The sequence below is a fragment of the Niallia sp. FSL W8-0951 genome, assembly GCF_038006525.1.
Classification (GTDB): domain Bacteria; phylum Bacillota; class Bacilli; order Bacillales; family Cytobacillaceae; genus Niallia; species Niallia circulans.
Window position 1 is genome coordinate 2,528,531 of sequence record NZ_JBBOVK010000001.1, and the last position, 16,389, is coordinate 2,544,919.

At 35.3% G+C, this 16,389-nt stretch carries 15 protein-coding genes; 3 read left to right on the forward strand and 12 right to left on the reverse strand.

The window, feature by feature from the left end:
- Positions 1 to 22 precede the first annotated feature (22 nt).
- The 3 genes from NSS71_RS12620 to NSS71_RS12630 all read right to left on the reverse strand — a co-directional run bounded on the left by NSS71_RS12620 (position 23) and on the right by NSS71_RS12630 (position 3,114).
- On the reverse strand, positions 23 to 955 hold the full coding sequence (locus NSS71_RS12620; RefSeq protein WP_061798728.1) for a DHH family phosphoesterase: 933 nt from the start codon (positions 953 to 955) through the stop codon (positions 23 to 25).
- 15 nt (positions 956 to 970) lie between these two features.
- On the reverse strand, positions 971 to 2,290 hold the full coding sequence (locus NSS71_RS12625; protein ID WP_047941853.1) for a CBS domain-containing protein: 1,320 nt from the start codon (positions 2,288 to 2,290) through the stop codon (positions 971 to 973).
- A gap of 578 nt (positions 2,291 to 2,868) precedes the next feature.
- Entirely contained in the window at positions 2,869 to 3,114 is a 246-nt protein-coding gene (locus tag NSS71_RS12630; protein WP_095322763.1) for a hypothetical protein, read from the reverse strand.
- Between the two features lie 228 nt (positions 3,115 to 3,342).
- Here NSS71_RS12630 and NSS71_RS12635 point away from each other — a divergent pair, with 228 nt between their 5' ends.
- Both NSS71_RS12635 and NSS71_RS12640 read left to right on the forward strand, forming a co-directional pair.
- On the forward strand, positions 3,343 to 4,443 hold the full coding sequence (locus NSS71_RS12635) for a M24 family metallopeptidase (protein ID WP_341151740.1): 1,101 nt from the start codon (positions 3,343 to 3,345) through the stop codon (positions 4,441 to 4,443).
- A gap of 260 nt (positions 4,444 to 4,703) precedes the next feature.
- Complete coding sequence (locus NSS71_RS12640; protein WP_047941851.1) at positions 4,704 to 5,315, forward strand: cupin domain-containing protein; 612 nt, start codon at positions 4,704 to 4,706, stop codon at positions 5,313 to 5,315.
- Positions 5,316 to 5,569: 254 nt separating this feature from the next.
- Here the strand turns inward: NSS71_RS12640 and NSS71_RS12645 are convergent, their stop codons facing one another.
- On the reverse strand, positions 5,570 to 5,716 hold the full coding sequence (locus NSS71_RS12645) for a hypothetical protein (protein WP_156485418.1): 147 nt from the start codon (positions 5,714 to 5,716) through the stop codon (positions 5,570 to 5,572).
- Positions 5,717 to 5,825: 109 nt separating this feature from the next.
- Here NSS71_RS12645 and NSS71_RS12650 point away from each other — a divergent pair, with 109 nt between their 5' ends.
- Positions 5,826 to 6,272 carry a universal stress protein gene (locus NSS71_RS12650; protein WP_341151741.1) on the forward strand — a complete coding sequence of 149 codons (447 nt, stop codon included), beginning with the start codon at positions 5,826 to 5,828 and terminating at the stop codon, positions 6,270 to 6,272.
- A gap of 67 nt (positions 6,273 to 6,339) precedes the next feature.
- Here the strand turns inward: NSS71_RS12650 and argH are convergent, their stop codons facing one another.
- The 8 genes from argH to tpx form a co-directional block, all read right to left on the reverse strand.
- Positions 6,340 to 7,731, reverse strand: coding sequence for an argininosuccinate lyase (gene argH, locus NSS71_RS12655; protein ID WP_047941849.1), 1,392 nt, complete (start codon positions 7,729 to 7,731; stop codon positions 6,340 to 6,342).
- Complete coding sequence (locus NSS71_RS12660) at positions 7,728 to 8,936, reverse strand: argininosuccinate synthase (protein ID WP_047941848.1); 1,209 nt, start codon at positions 8,934 to 8,936, stop codon at positions 7,728 to 7,730. Before NSS71_RS12660 ends, argH begins: the two co-directional genes overlap by 4 nt.
- Before the next feature lie 321 nt (positions 8,937 to 9,257).
- A complete protein-coding gene (locus NSS71_RS12665; RefSeq protein WP_341151742.1) occupies positions 9,258 to 9,764 on the reverse strand; it encodes a MogA/MoaB family molybdenum cofactor biosynthesis protein in 507 nt (168 codons plus the stop codon).
- The gene (gene helD / locus NSS71_RS12670; RefSeq protein ID WP_341151743.1) at positions 9,757 to 12,078 is read right to left on the reverse strand and encodes an RNA polymerase recycling motor HelD; all 2,322 of its coding nucleotides are present in this window, start codon (positions 12,076 to 12,078) and stop codon (positions 9,757 to 9,759) included. Before helD ends, NSS71_RS12665 begins: the two co-directional genes overlap by 8 nt.
- A gap of 65 nt (positions 12,079 to 12,143) precedes the next feature.
- Positions 12,144 to 12,980 (reverse strand): EcsC family protein, encoded by an 837-nt coding sequence (locus NSS71_RS12675; RefSeq protein ID WP_341151744.1) that lies wholly within the window; start codon positions 12,978 to 12,980, stop codon positions 12,144 to 12,146.
- Between the two features lie 184 nt (positions 12,981 to 13,164).
- Positions 13,165 to 14,355, reverse strand: a complete 1,191-nt coding sequence (locus tag NSS71_RS12680) for an acetate kinase (RefSeq protein ID WP_047941845.1) — start codon at positions 14,353 to 14,355, stop codon at positions 13,165 to 13,167.
- A gap of 270 nt (positions 14,356 to 14,625) precedes the next feature.
- Complete coding sequence (locus NSS71_RS12685; protein ID WP_341151745.1) at positions 14,626 to 15,609, reverse strand: class I SAM-dependent methyltransferase; 984 nt, start codon at positions 15,607 to 15,609, stop codon at positions 14,626 to 14,628.
- A 141-nt stretch (positions 15,610 to 15,750) separates the two neighbouring features.
- A complete protein-coding gene (tpx, locus tag NSS71_RS12690) occupies positions 15,751 to 16,251 on the reverse strand; it encodes a thiol peroxidase (protein ID WP_047941843.1) in 501 nt (166 codons plus the stop codon).
- Positions 16,252 to 16,389 lie beyond the last annotated feature (138 nt).

Below are 16,389 nucleotides of genomic sequence, written 5' to 3' on the forward strand. Positions count from 1 at the left end.
ATTAAGCCATAAGAAAACTACCTTATTTACAAACTGCTTCTAAATCCTTCACTACTTTACAGGCATCCTCCCATTGATAAATGGTTGCGCCTGAGGCCATTGGATGTCCTCCACCATTATATTTTTTTGCAATTCCATTAATAACTGGTCCTTTTGAACGCAATCTTACACGAATTTGATCTGCTTCTTCAATAAAAAAGACCCATGCTTTTAAACCTTTTACACTCCCTAGACTGCTAACAAGTAACGATGCCTCTGCAGGAGTTGCCTGAAATTGAGCTAATATTTCCTTATTGAGCTTCATACTTGCTACTCCATTTGCATGAACTTGAAAATTTTGCAGAACATAGCCACTCAGCTTGACAATATGGGGATCGAGTTCATACATTTGGTCATACATTTCTGTGCGCGAAAAAGAATATTTGATTAATTCTCCGGCATAAAGAAATGTTTTTTCCGATGTACTTGGATATAGAAATCTCCCAGTATCTCCAACAATTCCCGCATATAGCAGCCTTGCAGCCTCATCACTCATCTTTAGCCCCTGATCTTCTCCAAACAAATAAAACTCATAGATCAACTCACTTGTCGAACTAGCTGCAGTCTCTACCCAAACTATATCGCCATATGCATCATCATTTGGATGATGGTCGATCTTTATTAGCATTTTCCCAGTCAGATAGCGCTGGTCACATACTCTTTCTTGATTAGCTGTATCACATACAATGACCAGCGCATCAGCATAGGTGCTGTCATCAATGACATCGAGTCTTCGTAAAAAGTTTAAGGAAGCTTCTTCTTTTCCTACCGTATAGACGTTTTTATCGGGATAAGAAGTTTTTATAATTTCTGCTAATCCACCTTGCGATCCATATGCATCTGGATCTGGACGGACATGTCTATGAATAATGATAGTATTAAAGGCTCTTATCGCATCTAGTATTTTCTGTTTCATTTATTTCTCCTTTCATTAATGACGATCGATTAATTGACACATCATCATCGCTTTTCCAACAAGTACTCCGTGGTTAAAAACTTCTACATCGACTTTCCCAAATTTTCGTCCAACTTCTAAAATTTTGGGAACTATTTCAATAACACTATCCATTTGAACTGGCTTGATAAAATAGATGGTCATATTTTCGACAACTAAATCACCTTTTTTAAACCCTCTAAGTACTCTGTTCGCCGCTTCGGAAACAATCGTTGTAAACACCCCATAAGATATGGTCCCTAAGTGATTCGTCATCTGCGGAGTTACTTCACAGGAAAAGGCTGTTTCCCCTTTGTTTTTTCCTTTAGTCAACAAGACATGCTTTGTGACAATATCATCAATCGTTTCGCCAATTTGAGGCTGTCTTTGGTTCATTTGCAGCGCTTTTAATACATCTTGTCTACTAATAATCCCTTCTAGCTTGTTTGCTTCATCTACAACTGGCAAGACTTCAATTCCTTCCCATACCATCATATGCGAACAAGAAGCAACACTTGTTTTGCCACTAACCGTCATTGGGTGTTTTGTCATGACTTTATCAATCGTCATATCCATCGATTTTCCAATGATATCCTTTGATGTAATCATCCCTTGTACTTTTAAACTATGATCCACTACTGGGAACCGACCGTGTAACGTTTCTTTATTATATTTATGCCACAAAGCAACATCATCCGTTGTCTTTAAGTAAATCGTTTCTTTAAGCGGTGTTAAAATATCTTCTACTAAAACAATTTCTTTTTTTATGAGCTGATCATAGATTGCCCGGTTTATCATCGTTGCAACAGTAAATGTATCATAGCTTGTTGAAATAATCGGGAGCTGCAAATCGTCTGCTAAACGTTTCACATGTTCCTCTGTATCGAAGCCACCTGTAATTAAAACCGCAGCACCAGCTTTTAATACATGTTCATGTGCCCGCACACGGTTCCCTATAATCAAGAGATTTCCAGGACCTGTATAACGCATCATTGCATCTAATTTCATTGCCCCAATAACAAACCGATTTAAGGTTTTATGTAAACCAGCTCTCCCACCAAGAACTTGTCCATCCACAATATTAACTACTTCTGCATAGGTTAACTTCTCAATATTTTCTTTCTTCTTTCGTTCAATTCTAATTGTACCAACTCTTTCAATGGTACTTACATACCCTTTATTCTCTGCTTCTTTTATCGCTCTATAAGCTGTTCCTTCACTTACATTTAATGCTTTCGCAATTTGTCGAACAGAAATCTTTTCTCCTACTTGTAATTCATCAATATAATTTAATATTTGCTCATGTTTTGTAGCCAAATTACCACCCTCTTTTAAGAAAAGCACACTGCTTCTCGCAGACAAACTTAGAAAATTCTATTGGTTAAACTCTCTCGTTTGTTCTATGCGAAAACTGCCTGTACTAGACATTTTCATACCATTTATTTCTATTTATTACAATTTATCCATCTATGTTTCAATAGTTTTCGGCTAACTATTAATTTCTTTCATTTAAAGCTGCCTTCTTTAATATCTATGATTTCCCTAGGTAAAAAATCTATTGAAAAAAGCTTGTATATCTTTATTATAGAGTGAACTACTAGGGTATTCAATGAATTCTCTGTTAATCGCCATTAAAACATTCAGTCATTTTGTTTTTTGAGTGGAGTATGTCTTTTGTGGACATCTTTATTTCTTTAAAAAAATCTGATTGGTATTAAAATATTACATGCTAAAAGGGCTGGAAGAAAATAATTCCAGCCGTAAATAAATCGAACCACATTATACGGATATCGGCAATAAAGACCCGCATAATCATTTACCAGCATACGGACCCTTATTTATTGATAACGGGAGATAGATTTTCGTTTTAGTTCTATCTCTCTCCTCTTTTCATCTTATTGGTAATAATAGATTTTCTTCTTTTTCTGTGCTTTACTATAGGACCTTTTGGCTGGTCGTGGTTTTTTAGGGGTATATAGTAATGCAGTTAAATTTCCCGCTACTACCATTAAGGCAAAGGCTAGCCATGTAATCGAAAATATTCCTTCAGCCCCGTTACTGAAGGGAGAAAGTCTTGGCATTCCATAATATAAAAGGACACCACATAATAATATACATAGTAAATATCTATTCTTATTCATAGTCGCTAAAACCTCCTTGATACTATCCTATGCGGACAAGGACAAAAAAAGTATTTAAAAATTAGCTAAAGCATCTGATCACACAGAAAGTTTCGTAAGTCTAAATATTTACATACACGACTTATGTTGATAATCTTATAGGATAAGAATAATATTTAACTGGTCCTACAATATAAGGAAATGAAAAAAAGTATAGACTTGTTAAGAAACACTTGGAGGTAGGTTGAATTGAAAAAAAAAATAGCGTCTCTAGCAAATTGGATGAAGCAGGAAGAAATTGATTTCACTTTTTTAACTTCTACAGATAATATTTTCTATTTTAGCGGATTCTATAGTGATCCACATGAAAGATTATTGGCTTTGATTGTCTTCCCAGAAAACGATCCGATATTAGTTTGTCCTGCAATGGAAACAAATGATGCTAAAAATGCTGGGTGGAGCTATGATATCATCGGCTATAGTGATACAGAAAATCCATGGGAGGCTATTCAAAGTATGGTTCAAAGCCGTACAAACCGTACAACAAAAGTAGCTCTTGAAATAGATCACATGAATGTGGCAAGATATCAGGCACTTCAAACGTCATTTCCAAACATTGAAGGATATGTTTCAGCAGAAGAAAAAATTAATACTTTGCGCATGATAAAAACATCAGATGAATTAGCTAAGATAAAAGAAGCTTGTAAATGGGCTGATTTCGCTATAGAAATAGGCTGTAATGAAATAGCAGAAGGCAAATCTGAAATGGAAATTCTAGCTGCAATTGAATATGAATTGAAGAAAAAAGGAATTGGTAAGATGTCCTTTTCAACCATGGTTTTAACTGGTGTGAACGGTGCTTCCCCTCATGGTAATCCAGGAGAGACAAAAATCAAAAAAGGAGACCTAGTATTATTTGACTTAGGGGTTGTTGTTGATGGATATTGTTCCGATATAACCAGAACAGTGGCATTTGGCGACATTAATGAGAAGCAAAAGGATATTTATGATACAGTTTTAAAAGCTCAGCTTACAGCGATTGAAGCCTCTAAGCCAGGCGTTTCTTGTGCTACTGTTGATCTAGCTGCTCGAAACACAATAAGAGAAGCAGGTTATGGCGAGTTTTTCCCTCACCGTTTAGGGCATGGATTAGGGATTAGTGTTCATGAATTCCCTTCCTTAACTGAAACAAATTCCCTAGTTTTACAAGAAGGTATGGTATATACAATCGAGCCGGGAATTTATGTACCGAATGTTGCAGGAGTTCGGATAGAAGATGATGTTTATGTTACAAAAGATGGAGTGGAGATTTTAACTAAATTTCCGAAAGAGCTTCAAATTATTCAATAAATGGTAAACAAGAAAATCCGCCTGTTTTTTTATATCTGTCATGCGGATGTTAACCACAAACCTGTTTTCTAAATAACCCCAACGATAATTCGGAGTTTCCCCTAGCATCTCCGTATAATCGTTGGGGTTTATATGTGATTGAAATACTCATGCCCCCAAAAAAACGAATCTATTATCTGCTCTTTTAATGTACTTGCACCTAAATTTATATTTTACATAAGATACCTAAACTTAAAAAGGAATAAATGGGGGAGAAGAGAATGGTTAAATATGTAGATTATACAGACCCAAAAATCCAATACCATTTTGATGTAAATAAAAGTAATTTTTTCACAAGAGATAGTCATAATTATATTAATGTTTTAGGAGAACAACAGTTAAATTCGTTAGAGAATGTGTCATTGCTAGATATCTATTTAAGCAGAGATATTGTAGTTGAACCACATATTCACCAAAATGCGGCAGAGCTCGTATACTGCATTTCCGGTTCTGCTACTGTTTCACTATTAAATCCTTTTACAAAAAAAATCCTAAACTATACCATTACGCCTGGCCAAGTAGCTAATGTTCCCCAAGGCTGGTGGCATTATGAAATCGCAAATACAAATAAGACACATTTATTAGCTATATTCAATGCACCTACACCTGAAGCAATCTTTGGCTCTGATTTACTTCGTCTAACTCCTCCAGACTTAATGGCACATACTTATTCATTGGATCTTCATAAGTGGAAATCCACCATCTCTCCCATTAATAAAACAACAATTCTTGGCCCAGTGATTAGTAGAAATAGTTCTAGTCAAAATTATTATGCAGACGCCCCTTATCCTCAGCCTATCTACCAGCCTTACTACATTCCAAGAAATTACTAACAAGTTGAGTGCAGATGATGGATTAAAAATTAGGGCAGTTATTCATTTAAAAAGGACGATTTGTTTTGCAACAGTACTCACAGGCTGAATGGTATATATTGCTTTCCACCAGGAGAGCGTTGATGGAGGTTCAGCCTCCTCCATTCAGCCGCAGGTCATAGTAACTTAAAACTAGTTTATCTTAAATGATAGGTGGAATTAGTTATTATTCGCCTATCATTTAAGGCTCAGGCTCTTCCTACAGTCTTTTTTGTTTAGTCCTTTATTTGTTTCTGCTCTTTATCCAAGAAGGCATCAACCGCACCGTCGTTATAGGATTCCATCACTTGGGCAGTTACTTCTTCGCTTCCTTTTTCATCAAATTGAAAATCATTCTGTATACTTTCATTTTGTTTGTGCATCTCTATTCCTTCCTTTCTTATTTTTCCCCCTATTATTTGATTGAAAAGTTAAACTTATGCATGAATTGGGTATATAATAGAAGTAGATAAACTTAAGGAGTGAATGCTTATGAACGTAAACTATCAAAACATTATTGTGGCAGTAGATGGTTCTGACGAGGCTGATAACGCTATAAAGAAAGCGATTTCAATCGCAAAAGAAAATAATGCTAGGCTTGTCATTGCCCATGTTATTGATACGAGATCTTTTGCAACAGTAGCTGCGTACGATCAATCCATTGCAGCTAAATCAGATGAATTCGCTAATGAGCTCTTAGATAAATATATTGTTCAAGCAACTGCAGCAGGAGTTGCGAATGTTGTAAAGGCAATTGAATTCGGTTCTCCAAGAGCAGTAGTTCCTCGAGAAATTGCGACAAAGTACAAAGCTGATTTAATTGTGTGTGGAGCGACAGGTTTAAATGCCGTTGAGAGATTTATTATCGGCAGTGTCTCTGAAGGAATTACCAGAAATGCTCCTTGTGATGTTTTAATTGTTAGAAGCAGTGATCAATAGAAATAAAAAGAAGAAAGTTCTATTATTGAAAGCAGTGTTTGCAATCAAATAATAGAATTTTCTTCTTTTACTTCACTTCTTCTTTTTCCCAAACGCAAAGCTTTGCTTTTTCAATCGCCTGCTTTATTTGGGTAAATCCAGTTCCGCCAGCACTATTTCGTCTTTCAACTGCCGTTCTGGGATTCAATACATGGTAGATATCCTGTTCAAATAAGCTGCTCGCCGCTTGTAGTTCTGTAATACTTAAATCCTGCAAATAACATTTTTTATTCACACAGTATAGAACCAATTTCCCTACTACTTCATGTGCCTCTCTGAATGGCATCCCTTTTTCTGATAAATAATCAGCTAATTCTGTAGCATTAGAAAAGTCATTTTTCGTGGCATTTTCCATTCCTTGCTCATTAACCTTCATTGTTTGAATCATACCAGCAAAAATGCGCAAAGAGCCAACCACCGTTTTTACGGTATCAAACATCCCTTCTTTATCTTCCTGCATATCTTTATTGTATGCTAAAGGCAAACCTTTCAATACAGTTAACAAGCCCATTAAATTTCCATAAACCCGTCCGGTTTTTCCTCGGATTAATTCAGCCATATCTGGATTTTTCTTTTGGGGCATAATGCTGCTTCCCGTGGAAAAACTATCGTCTAATTCAATAAATTTAAATTCTTGAGAAGACCAAAGAATAATTTCTTCACTAAAGCGCGATAGATGCATCATTAAAATAGAACTAGTCGATAGAAATTCTAGAATAAAGTCACGATCGCTTACTGCATCCATACTATTTTCATAAATGGAATCAAAGCCAAGTAAGTCAGCACTATAGGAACGATCAATAGGAAAGGTTGTTCCTGCTAAAGCACCTGCACCTAGTGGTGATACATTAATTCTCGTTACATTTTCCTGATATCGCTGTTTGTCTCTTTCAAACATCCAGAAATACGCCATTAAATGATGCGCAAAAGAGATAGGCTGGGCACGCTGAAGATGTGTATAACCAGGCATTACTGTTTCAATATGATGCTCTGCCTTTTCCAGCAACGAGCTTTGCAGCTCATTCAATAATTGGATAATTTGTTTCACTTGTTTTCGCAGGTAAAGATGCATATCTGTTGCAACCTGATCATTTCTACTTCTACCAGTATGGAGCTTCCCACCTACAGGACCAATTAAATCCGTTAATTTACTTTCTAAATTAAGATGGATATCTTCTAGTTTTACAGAAAAAGATAATTCATCCTTTTCTGCTTGCTTTTTTAGAGTAAGTAATCCATTTTTGATTTTCTCTGCCTCTGCTACTGACAATATCCCTGTCTTAGAGAGCATTTCCACATGGGCAATGCTCCCTTCTATATCTTCTAACACTAGTTCTTGATCAAAGGAAATGGACGCCCCAAATTCATCTACCCATTCCTCGGCAGATTTTGTAAATCTGCCTCCCCATAACTTCTTCACACAGACACCTTCTTGTCGTTTTCCACAATGCTTTGAACCTTTGTAGGAAGTCCCCAAAGTTTAATGAAGCCAACCGCTGCTGCATGATCAAACTCATCGTCGGAAGTATACGTAGCAAGTTTTTCATCATATAAAGAATACGGTGATTTTCTTCCTTCTACAATCGCATGCCCTTTAAATAGTTTCACGCGAACCGTTCCTGTCACGTTTTTCTGGGTTTCTTGCAAGAAAGCTTGCAATGCTTTTGTAATTGGAGAGAACCAAAGTCCCTCATAAATAACTTCTGTGATTTTCTTTTCGATAACTGGTTTAAAATGAGCTACTTCTTTTACAAGCGTAATATCTTCTAATTCTTTATGTGCTTTCATCAATGTTAAAGCACCTGGACATTCATACACTTCTCTTGATTTAATTCCTACTAATCTATTTTCTACATGATCGATTCTACCCACACCATGTTTTCCAGCGATCTTATTTAACTCAAGAATTAGCGCAGATAAAGAATAAGTAATACCATCTATGCTGACAGGGACACCTTCCTTAAATTCAATTTCAATAATATCTGCTTGATCAGGAGCATTTTCGAGACTTACCGTTAAGTCATACGCTTCTTCTGGAGGGGCAGCCCAAGGATCTTCTAAAATTCCACATTCATTGCTTCTTCCCCATAGATTTTGGTCTATAGAAAATGGACTATCCAAGTTAACCGGGATGGGAATATTTTTTTCTTTTGCATAAGCAATTTCTTCTTCACGAGACCATCCCCACTCACGGACTGGTGCTAATACTTTTAAATTAGGATTTAATGCTTGGATAGATACTTCAAAACGCACTTGGTCATTTCCTTTTCCCGTACATCCATGTGCGACCGCAACAGCATTTTCTTTTTCTGCAACTTCTACTAATTTTTTGGAAATTAAAGGTCTTGATAATGCAGAAACAAGGGGATACTTTCCTTCATAAAGGGTATGTGCCTGCATAGCAGTAAGTGCAAAATCCTGTGCGAATTCTTCTTTTGCATCGATGACATAAGATTGAACTGCACCAACCGAAAGTGCTTTTTGTTGTATAAAGTTCAAATCCTTTCCTTCACCAACATCTAAGCAGCAAGCTACTACATCATAACCTTGATCCTGTAACCATTTTATTGCTACAGATGTATCTAATCCTCCTGAATATGCTAAGACTACTTTTGGATTTGCCATTACCTAATTCCTCCTATATGCGAATAAATATTCATTTATTTATATTTTTATTCAAAAACTATATGTATCACTTTAACAACTTTCCCTAATAATTTCAATAGAATTTTTATAAAAATTTAAATAATTTTATTTTTATACACACAAAAAGATAGGAAGTCTCAGTATACATCTTATTAATAAACTAACTATTTGTATCTATAAAAATAAACTTAATCTTTTATGCATTATTTTATACATTTCATTAGTAGATAAATTCTATTTTTATATATAAAAATAGGTCAACCCTTTTCTTTACTTGAAAAGTTATTGACCTTTTTATTATTATTTATGCAATTCGCTGACGCCATGACTTAATTCAGGAAGGATTAATTTGTTCATCGCAAGCCGTACAGCACCTGTAGATCCTGGAGTACAAAAAATGACCGTATTATTAATCGTTCCAGCAATCGCTCTTGATAATATAGCACTAGAGCCTATATCTTCTGTATAGCTTAACATTCGAAACAGTTCTCCAAATCCATCTAATTCTTTTGTTAGGAGAGGTTTAATGGCTTCGATGGTAATATCCCTGGGTGAAATTCCTGTCCCTCCATTTAAGAGAATACAATTAATTTCAGCTGATTGTACCCCCGTCATTATTTCGTGTACAATTTGTTCTTTCTCATCCCTTACGATGACATACTTTTGTATAGAATGGTTTTCCTGTTCTAACAGATCAATCATCAATTTACCGCTTTTATCATTTTCCTCAGATCTTGTATCACTAACGGTTATCACTTTACAGCCAACCTGTAAGTATTGATGCTTCGTATGGATTTGTTTATTCATATTCCCCACTCTTTCGCTCGTTTTCTTTCTCCACTGTAAAATATGCTTTATGTGCCTTATCCAATAATAACGAGGCTTTGTCGCGTGTAAATAAATGAAGGCGATGCATTGGTCTTGTCATTGCAACATATAAAAGCTTTAAATCTATTTCTTCTTGGGAAAAAGACTCATTTAACGTAAAAAGAAGAACTGCGTCAAATTCCAGTCCCTTGGAAAGGTAGCTTGGTACTATAATTAAATATTTCTTTTCAAGCTCTTCATTTTCTTGAAGAAATTGGACATTAGGCACTTTTCTTTTTTGCATCTCTTTCAATATTGCTCTACATTCTTCCTCTGTTTTACCAATAATAGCAATGGAGTGATAACCGTCATTATGCAGTCGATCTGCTACTTGAATCATTCTGTCAATCAATTCTTGTTTTTGCTCATATAAATGAACAGTCGGTTTTTCTCCATGGCGGACAACTGGTTTCACTTTGGGCAAATCTTCATTGACTAAATGCAAAATTTCATTTGCCAAAAACATAATTTCAATCGTAGTCCGGTAGCTTTTTTGCAAGGTCATATAATTCGCGCGCGGAAAAATAGTTTGCTGTAATGTCTGCCAGTTCTGTAATCCCCGATAGGAGTGAATCCCTTGTGCTAAATCTCCAACAAGGGTAAACATATCTGTTTCTAGTCCTGCTTTTAAGGCATATAGCTGAAATTCGCTATAATCCTGCACTTCATCAATGACAATATTCTTCGCTCGATATTCTTTATCTATGCCAAATATTTTATACTGCAAATAAAATAATGCCCCTAAGTCCTCGATTTCCACTTTCTTTTGTTTTAATATCTTTCGCTGGAAGGCAATCAAATAATCTAATTGCTTTTCTGTTAGCGAATCTTCCGTATATTTTCTAAGGAGCTCCTTATCCGCAAATAATCTGGAATAATACTCATATAAATCGGTTGTCTCCATTGTCTTCATATATCTTCTAACAGCAGTTGAAGCTTCTTTCTTTACAGTTGCTATTCTTTCTGCCTTCGTGTCTAGAAAATAGACAACTTTCTCTTTCCGCTTTGAATCTTCTTTTATCTTTAAGGCACGATCTAATGCATCTTCATACTTATCTTCCAACTTACTTAAAATTATTTTCTTTTTCCGTTTTAAATCAGCTTGTAAGATTCCCTTTATTTTCTCCTTCCGTTTGATTAAGGGAAGATAATCGTATTCCTTCTTAAATAAACGCTCCAGTTTCTTTGCTCCATATAACGGGAATTTTTCTACCCGAAAATCTTCTTTTGGACTCATTTCATTACATATATCCACTAAATATTTATCCATTACCTTTTTATATTCTAAAGATCCTTTATAACGGGAAAGCCACTTAACCAGTTCTTCTTGTTTGTTCTTATGATTTATAAATGTTAGTAATTTCTTATTTGACTGAATTACTTTCATTTTCTTTCCAATGCATAGTAAAACATAATCTAGGAATGTCGTTTGACGAATCTTCTCTACTCCCAAATCAGGCAGCGCTTGTGCAATATAACCGATAAACATATTATTTGGCGCAATAATCATTAATTGCTCAGGCTGAAAATATTTTGCATAGTTATAGATAAAATAGGATATTCGGTGTAAAGCAATAGTGGTCTTTCCACTTCCGGCCGCTCCTTGGACAATGATTGGCCGATTTAAATCTGCTCGAATTATTTCATTTTGTTCAGCTTGAATAGTTGAAATGATCTCTGTTAGTCGCTGGTCTGCTTTTCCAGCAAGAGATTGCTGCAATAATTCATCTGTTGTAGTTAAATCAATATCCTGATAATGAAGGAGCTCTCCTTTTTCAATTTTAAATTGTCTTTTTAATGATAAATGCCCTTCAATCGTTTCTTCATTCACTTCGTATGAAACTTCGCCCAATCGTCCATCGTAATAGACATTTGCAATTGGTGAACGCCAGTCTACAATTATTGGTTTTTGTGTGTCCTTTTCAAAAAGCGAAGTTTTTCCTAAATAATAGACATTCTTTTGGGATTTCCCTTTCATTTGATAATCAATCCGCGCAAAATAGGGAGTATCTAAAATACGTTTTAAAATACTTAACTCGGTTGTTGCAAGCTGTAAAAACTTACTATTCGTTAAATAGTTGATATAACTCAAACTACTGTCAAGCGCCTCTTCATTGCTTATGGATTCTCGCACATTTTCCTGTAATGTCCCTTGATTGATCTGCGCCTCATGCAAAACAATATTCATATAATTTTTCGTATATTCAAGTCTTTCCCTTTCCTGTTCCCATTCGTCTAATGAAAAGTCTTCCATAGTTTCCCCTTTCTCCATTTATAAGAAAATTTCCATCCGCACCTTTTTGGTCCCGGTTGCTACACTTATCTTAAAGACGGATAAATTCCATCTCGTTTACTTAGTAAATAGCTTTTTTGATAAAAATGATGTGCCAATTCCGTCATCTCTTTCGTAAAATGGTAATTCGCCGCTGCTCCTATTATGGTACCAGCCATACTCGATTTCCTTTTAAAAAATAAGATAAATGAAAGCTTTATCAGCTCATTTAATAAAGAATGCAGCATCTTTTCCTGAACTATTTCATCCTTTCCATCATAAAAGAAACCTTGCTGTTCTTGCTCTAATTCATCCATTAGCTCATTCCATGCTTCTTTTCGCTGCTCATGCGGCAAACATCCTGCACAGAAAACTTTCAATGCCGTCATGATTTCATTGGGACTATCAGCTGGTCTTCCATATAGCGAAGCAAGAACCTGAACGGATCGAAGATTAATAATAAGCATTGAGAGAAAATCGCCCATGAAAAAACCAGTATGCTTCGAAGCCAAAGCCCCTTGGACCGAGGCAAGCATCCTGTAATGAGCCATTTGTTTTTCTGCAATGGATTGTAATTGGTCTATACTCAATTTTGTCATATCTCTTAAAGTGAAGATGGATTCATTATGTACTCTTGCCTGCTGCATAATTTTTTGGGCGGTGTTTCGTTGAAATGTGGAATTAATTAAGATGGCATGAAGATGGAATAAGATATTATTAAATGATCGTACAATTTTTTGTTTTTGCCATTCAGGTAAATAGGATAAGCCAGTATCTATGTAATCAGAATAAAGATGGAAAATTTTGATGGATCGTTCACTTTTCCGTTCATTTTCCCATTGCTCTAATTTATCCAAATAATAAGCTTCAGCTTTTGTAAGCATTTAATCCCCCCCTAAATAATAAGAATCATTCCTTATTTTACTAAAAGAAGCCAATAAAAGACAATATATTTATCCATTCAAGTAGTATTCCTTTTTTTATAGGAAAAAGACAATCTTTCTCGTACATTATGCTACGAAAAAGATTGTCTTCTAATTTTTCATCCTAGACCTTTGTACGCTTAACTTAAATACCAGCTAATCTACAAACGTCTCTTGCAATCATTACTTCTTCATTTGTTGGGATTACCATTACTTTTACTGGAGAATGTGGATAGTTAATGAATGACTCTTCACCAGAGATTTTATTCAATGTTGGATCCCAATAAACTCCCATAAATTCAAGCCCTTGAAGAACTCTAGCACGAACAATTTCACTGTTCTCACCAATACCAGCAGTAAAAATAATTGCGTCTACACCGTTCATTCCAGATGCATATGATCCAATGTATTTATGGATGTTATCTGCAAAAATTCTCAATGCAAGTTCCGCACGATCGTTGCCTTCTTTTGCTTGCTCTGTAATATCACGTAAATCACTGGAGAAACCAGAGATTCCTAAAAGACCACTCTTCTTATTTAATACTTGTAATACTTCATCAGCAGATTGATCTGTTTTTTCCATGATAAACGGAATTAACGCAGGGTCAATATTACCAGAACGAGTTCCCATTGTAACACCTGCAAGAGGAGTGAATCCCATTGAAGTATCAACAGACTTTCCACCTTCAATAGCTGCAATACTAGCACCATTTCCTAGGTGACATGAAATTAAGCGTAATTGGTCAATAGGACGGCCTAATAATTCAGCAGCACGTTGAGACACGTATTTATGGCTTGTACCATGGAAACCATATTTACGAATTCCATATTGCTCATAATATTCATATGGAAGGCTGTATAAATAAGATTTTTCCGGCATTGTTTGATGGAATGCTGTATCAAATACTGCTACAGCCGGAACATTTGGCAATACATGTTGGAATGCACGAATACCAGTTAAGTTAGCTGGATTGTGTAAAGGTGCTAATTCAGATAAAGTATCAATTTTACCAATTACATCATCTGTAATTACTGCAGAATCAGCAAATTCTTCTCCGCCGTGAACAACACGATGACCAATTCCTTCGATTTCATCTAAAGATGCGATAATGCCTAATTCTGTTAATTTGCCTAAAAGAATCTTAACAGCGACATCATGATCAGGAATTTCTGTAACTTCCTTGATTTTTTCTCCGTTGACAGAGATATTAAATACAGCATCAGTTAATCCAATGCGCTCTATTAAACCTTTTGTAATTACTTCTTCACTTGGCATTTCGAACAATTGAAACTTTAGTGAAGAACTACCAGCATTAATCGCAATTATTTTTGCCATAAAATGATTTACTCCCCTTTTGTATAACAACTTTTTATTTACTTTGCCTGACATTGAACAGATCGAATCATACAACAGACAAGATTTACTTCTTTCAGTTTTTCATTAAAACATTCTACTAGAAACATTTCAAGCACATTATGCCCAGTTATTCATTTTTTTTTAGATTTTCGTCGATTTTTCGAAAAAAAGACAAATTTGCGCCGATTATCTTCTATATAATACAAGGAAACTGTCTTATAACACTTAACGTAATTTAAGTTATTATCCTTACTTATTTGCTTGTATCCATGTGTCCAATTCACTTAAAACTTGTTCCATTGCACGCATATTAGAGAAGCTTGGAACTTTTGCAAGTAAAACTTGCTTTGGTGCTACTATATTATTCCCCTTTTTCTGTAGAATCAATATACTTTTTGCGGACTGTTTATTTTTGAAAAGCGTTTCTGGCAATTGCATTATTGCTTGTATGTGTACTTCTTCTTTTATATAGTCATGAAGTTTAGCCGCTTGCTCTGACTCAAATAAATTATTAGGAATAACAAAGAAAGCATAGCCCCCAGGCTTAACATAATTTATACTTTGTTCGATGAACAAATGATGTGCATATGTATGCCCATCTTTCGCTTTCACTTTAAATTCATTCGCACGAATATCGTTCGGATAATACCCTACTGGTAAATCACTTACGACAACGTCGACTGGATCAATAAACAAATGCTCTAAGCTATCTTGGTTAAAAAATTCAATCGGTTGTTCCTGAAGATTCGCATTTACTAATGCTAACTGTAAAAGCAAGTCATCAATATCAACACCGTAGGCAGCAATATTCTTACCGACTTGATGGTTCATCACAGTTGTTAATAGATTGCCTGTCCCAACTGCCAAATCTAATAACCGAAGCTCTTCACTCGTATAAAACTTTTGTACTAAATAACCAAAGAGAATTCCAATTGAATCTGGTGTCATTTGATGATTAGGCTGTGTATTTTCTTTCATTCCTTTTAAAATGACTAATTGAAATGCTTTACGAATTTCCTCTTTTGAATATTTAGCCAAGTGAATCGTTTCATATGATTTTTTTAATCTTTTTTTACTTAATTCACTTAATTCTTCCTGTAAAATCGCTTCTTGAAAAATATTCTCTCCTGTTAAAGCTAAAGATTCTAAATACGTATATTCTAGTTCTTCTTGTATAATCAATGCTGTTTCATTAAAAACTGTAAATAATTCTTCTACTGGAGAAATGTTCATGTTATCACCTAATTATTATAGATTTCTTATAAAATAAACCAAATAAAAAGAGTCTGTCCCTTTTAAAAGGCCAAACTCTAGCTTATCATACGGTTAAGAAATTAACCAGATAATCGATTGTATTATCTGCCGTTCGGCAAATTAATTAGCTTCTTTTACTGCTGCGATTGCTGCCTCGTAATTTGGATGATTGCTTCCTTCACTTACATATTCTACGTATGTTACCGTATCATTAGCATCTACTACGAAAACAGCACGTGCTAATAATCGCAATTCTTTCATCACAACACCATATGCTTCCCCGAAAGACAAGTCTCTATGGTCTGATACAGTAATAACATTTTCCAACCCACTTGCTGCACACCATCTTCTTTGCGCAAAAGGTAAATCGACACTTACTGTTATTACTTCCACATTTTCAAGCTTGGAAGCTTCCTCATTAAATTTTCTTGTTTGCGCATCGCACACACCTGTATCAACAGAAGGAACTACACTAAAAAGACGAATCTTTCCTTTTGAGCTAGCTAAAGTCACTTCTGACATATCATTCGCTAATACAGTAAATTCGGGAGCTTTGTCTCCAACTTTAATTTCGTTCCCAATCAGTGTGACTGGATTATGTTTAAATGTTACATTTGCCATTTGTCTCTCCTCCATATTCATATGTAATTACTATCATCATATCGATAGTTGCTACTATTTGCAAAAAATACGAACTGTTTAAGGTTATTTACAGGCAAAGTGAAACGAGCTCACCGATTCTTGTGAACTCGTTTTGCT

What these genes read in the sequence shown, in the direction of transcription:
- NSS71_RS12685 (WP_341151745.1), bottom strand. Translation starts at nt 15,609, where the DNA reads ATGAACATTTCTCCAGTAGAAGAATTATTTACAGTTTTTAATGAAACA.
- NSS71_RS12630 (WP_095322763.1), bottom strand. Translation starts at nt 3,114, where the DNA reads ATGAATAAGAATAGATATTTACTATGTATATTATTATGTGGTGTCCTT.
- NSS71_RS12640 (WP_047941851.1), top strand. Translation starts at nt 4,704, where the DNA reads ATGGTTAAATATGTAGATTATACAGACCCAAAAATCCAATACCATTTT.
- tpx (WP_047941843.1), bottom strand. Translation starts at nt 16,251, where the DNA reads ATGGCAAATGTAACATTTAAACATAATCCAGTCACACTGATTGGGAAC.
- helD (WP_341151743.1), bottom strand. Translation starts at nt 12,078, where the DNA reads ATGGAAGACTTTTCATTAGACGAATGGGAACAGGAAAGGGAAAGACTT.
- NSS71_RS12680 (WP_047941845.1), bottom strand. Translation starts at nt 14,355, where the DNA reads ATGGCAAAAATAATTGCGATTAATGCTGGTAGTTCTTCACTAAAGTTT.
- NSS71_RS12665 (WP_341151742.1), bottom strand. Translation starts at nt 9,764, where the DNA reads ATGAATAAACAAATCCATACGAAGCATCAATACTTACAGGTTGGCTGT.
- NSS71_RS12650 (WP_341151741.1), top strand. Translation starts at nt 5,826, where the DNA reads ATGAACGTAAACTATCAAAACATTATTGTGGCAGTAGATGGTTCTGAC.
- NSS71_RS12645 (WP_156485418.1), bottom strand. Translation starts at nt 5,716, where the DNA reads ATGCACAAACAAAATGAAAGTATACAGAATGATTTTCAATTTGATGAA.
- NSS71_RS12620 (WP_061798728.1), bottom strand. Translation starts at nt 955, where the DNA reads ATGAAACAGAAAATACTAGATGCGATAAGAGCCTTTAATACTATCATT.
- NSS71_RS12675 (WP_341151744.1), bottom strand. Translation starts at nt 12,980, where the DNA reads ATGCTTACAAAAGCTGAAGCTTATTATTTGGATAAATTAGAGCAATGG.
- NSS71_RS12660 (WP_047941848.1), bottom strand. Translation starts at nt 8,936, where the DNA reads ATGGCAAATCCAAAAGTAGTCTTAGCATATTCAGGAGGATTAGATACA.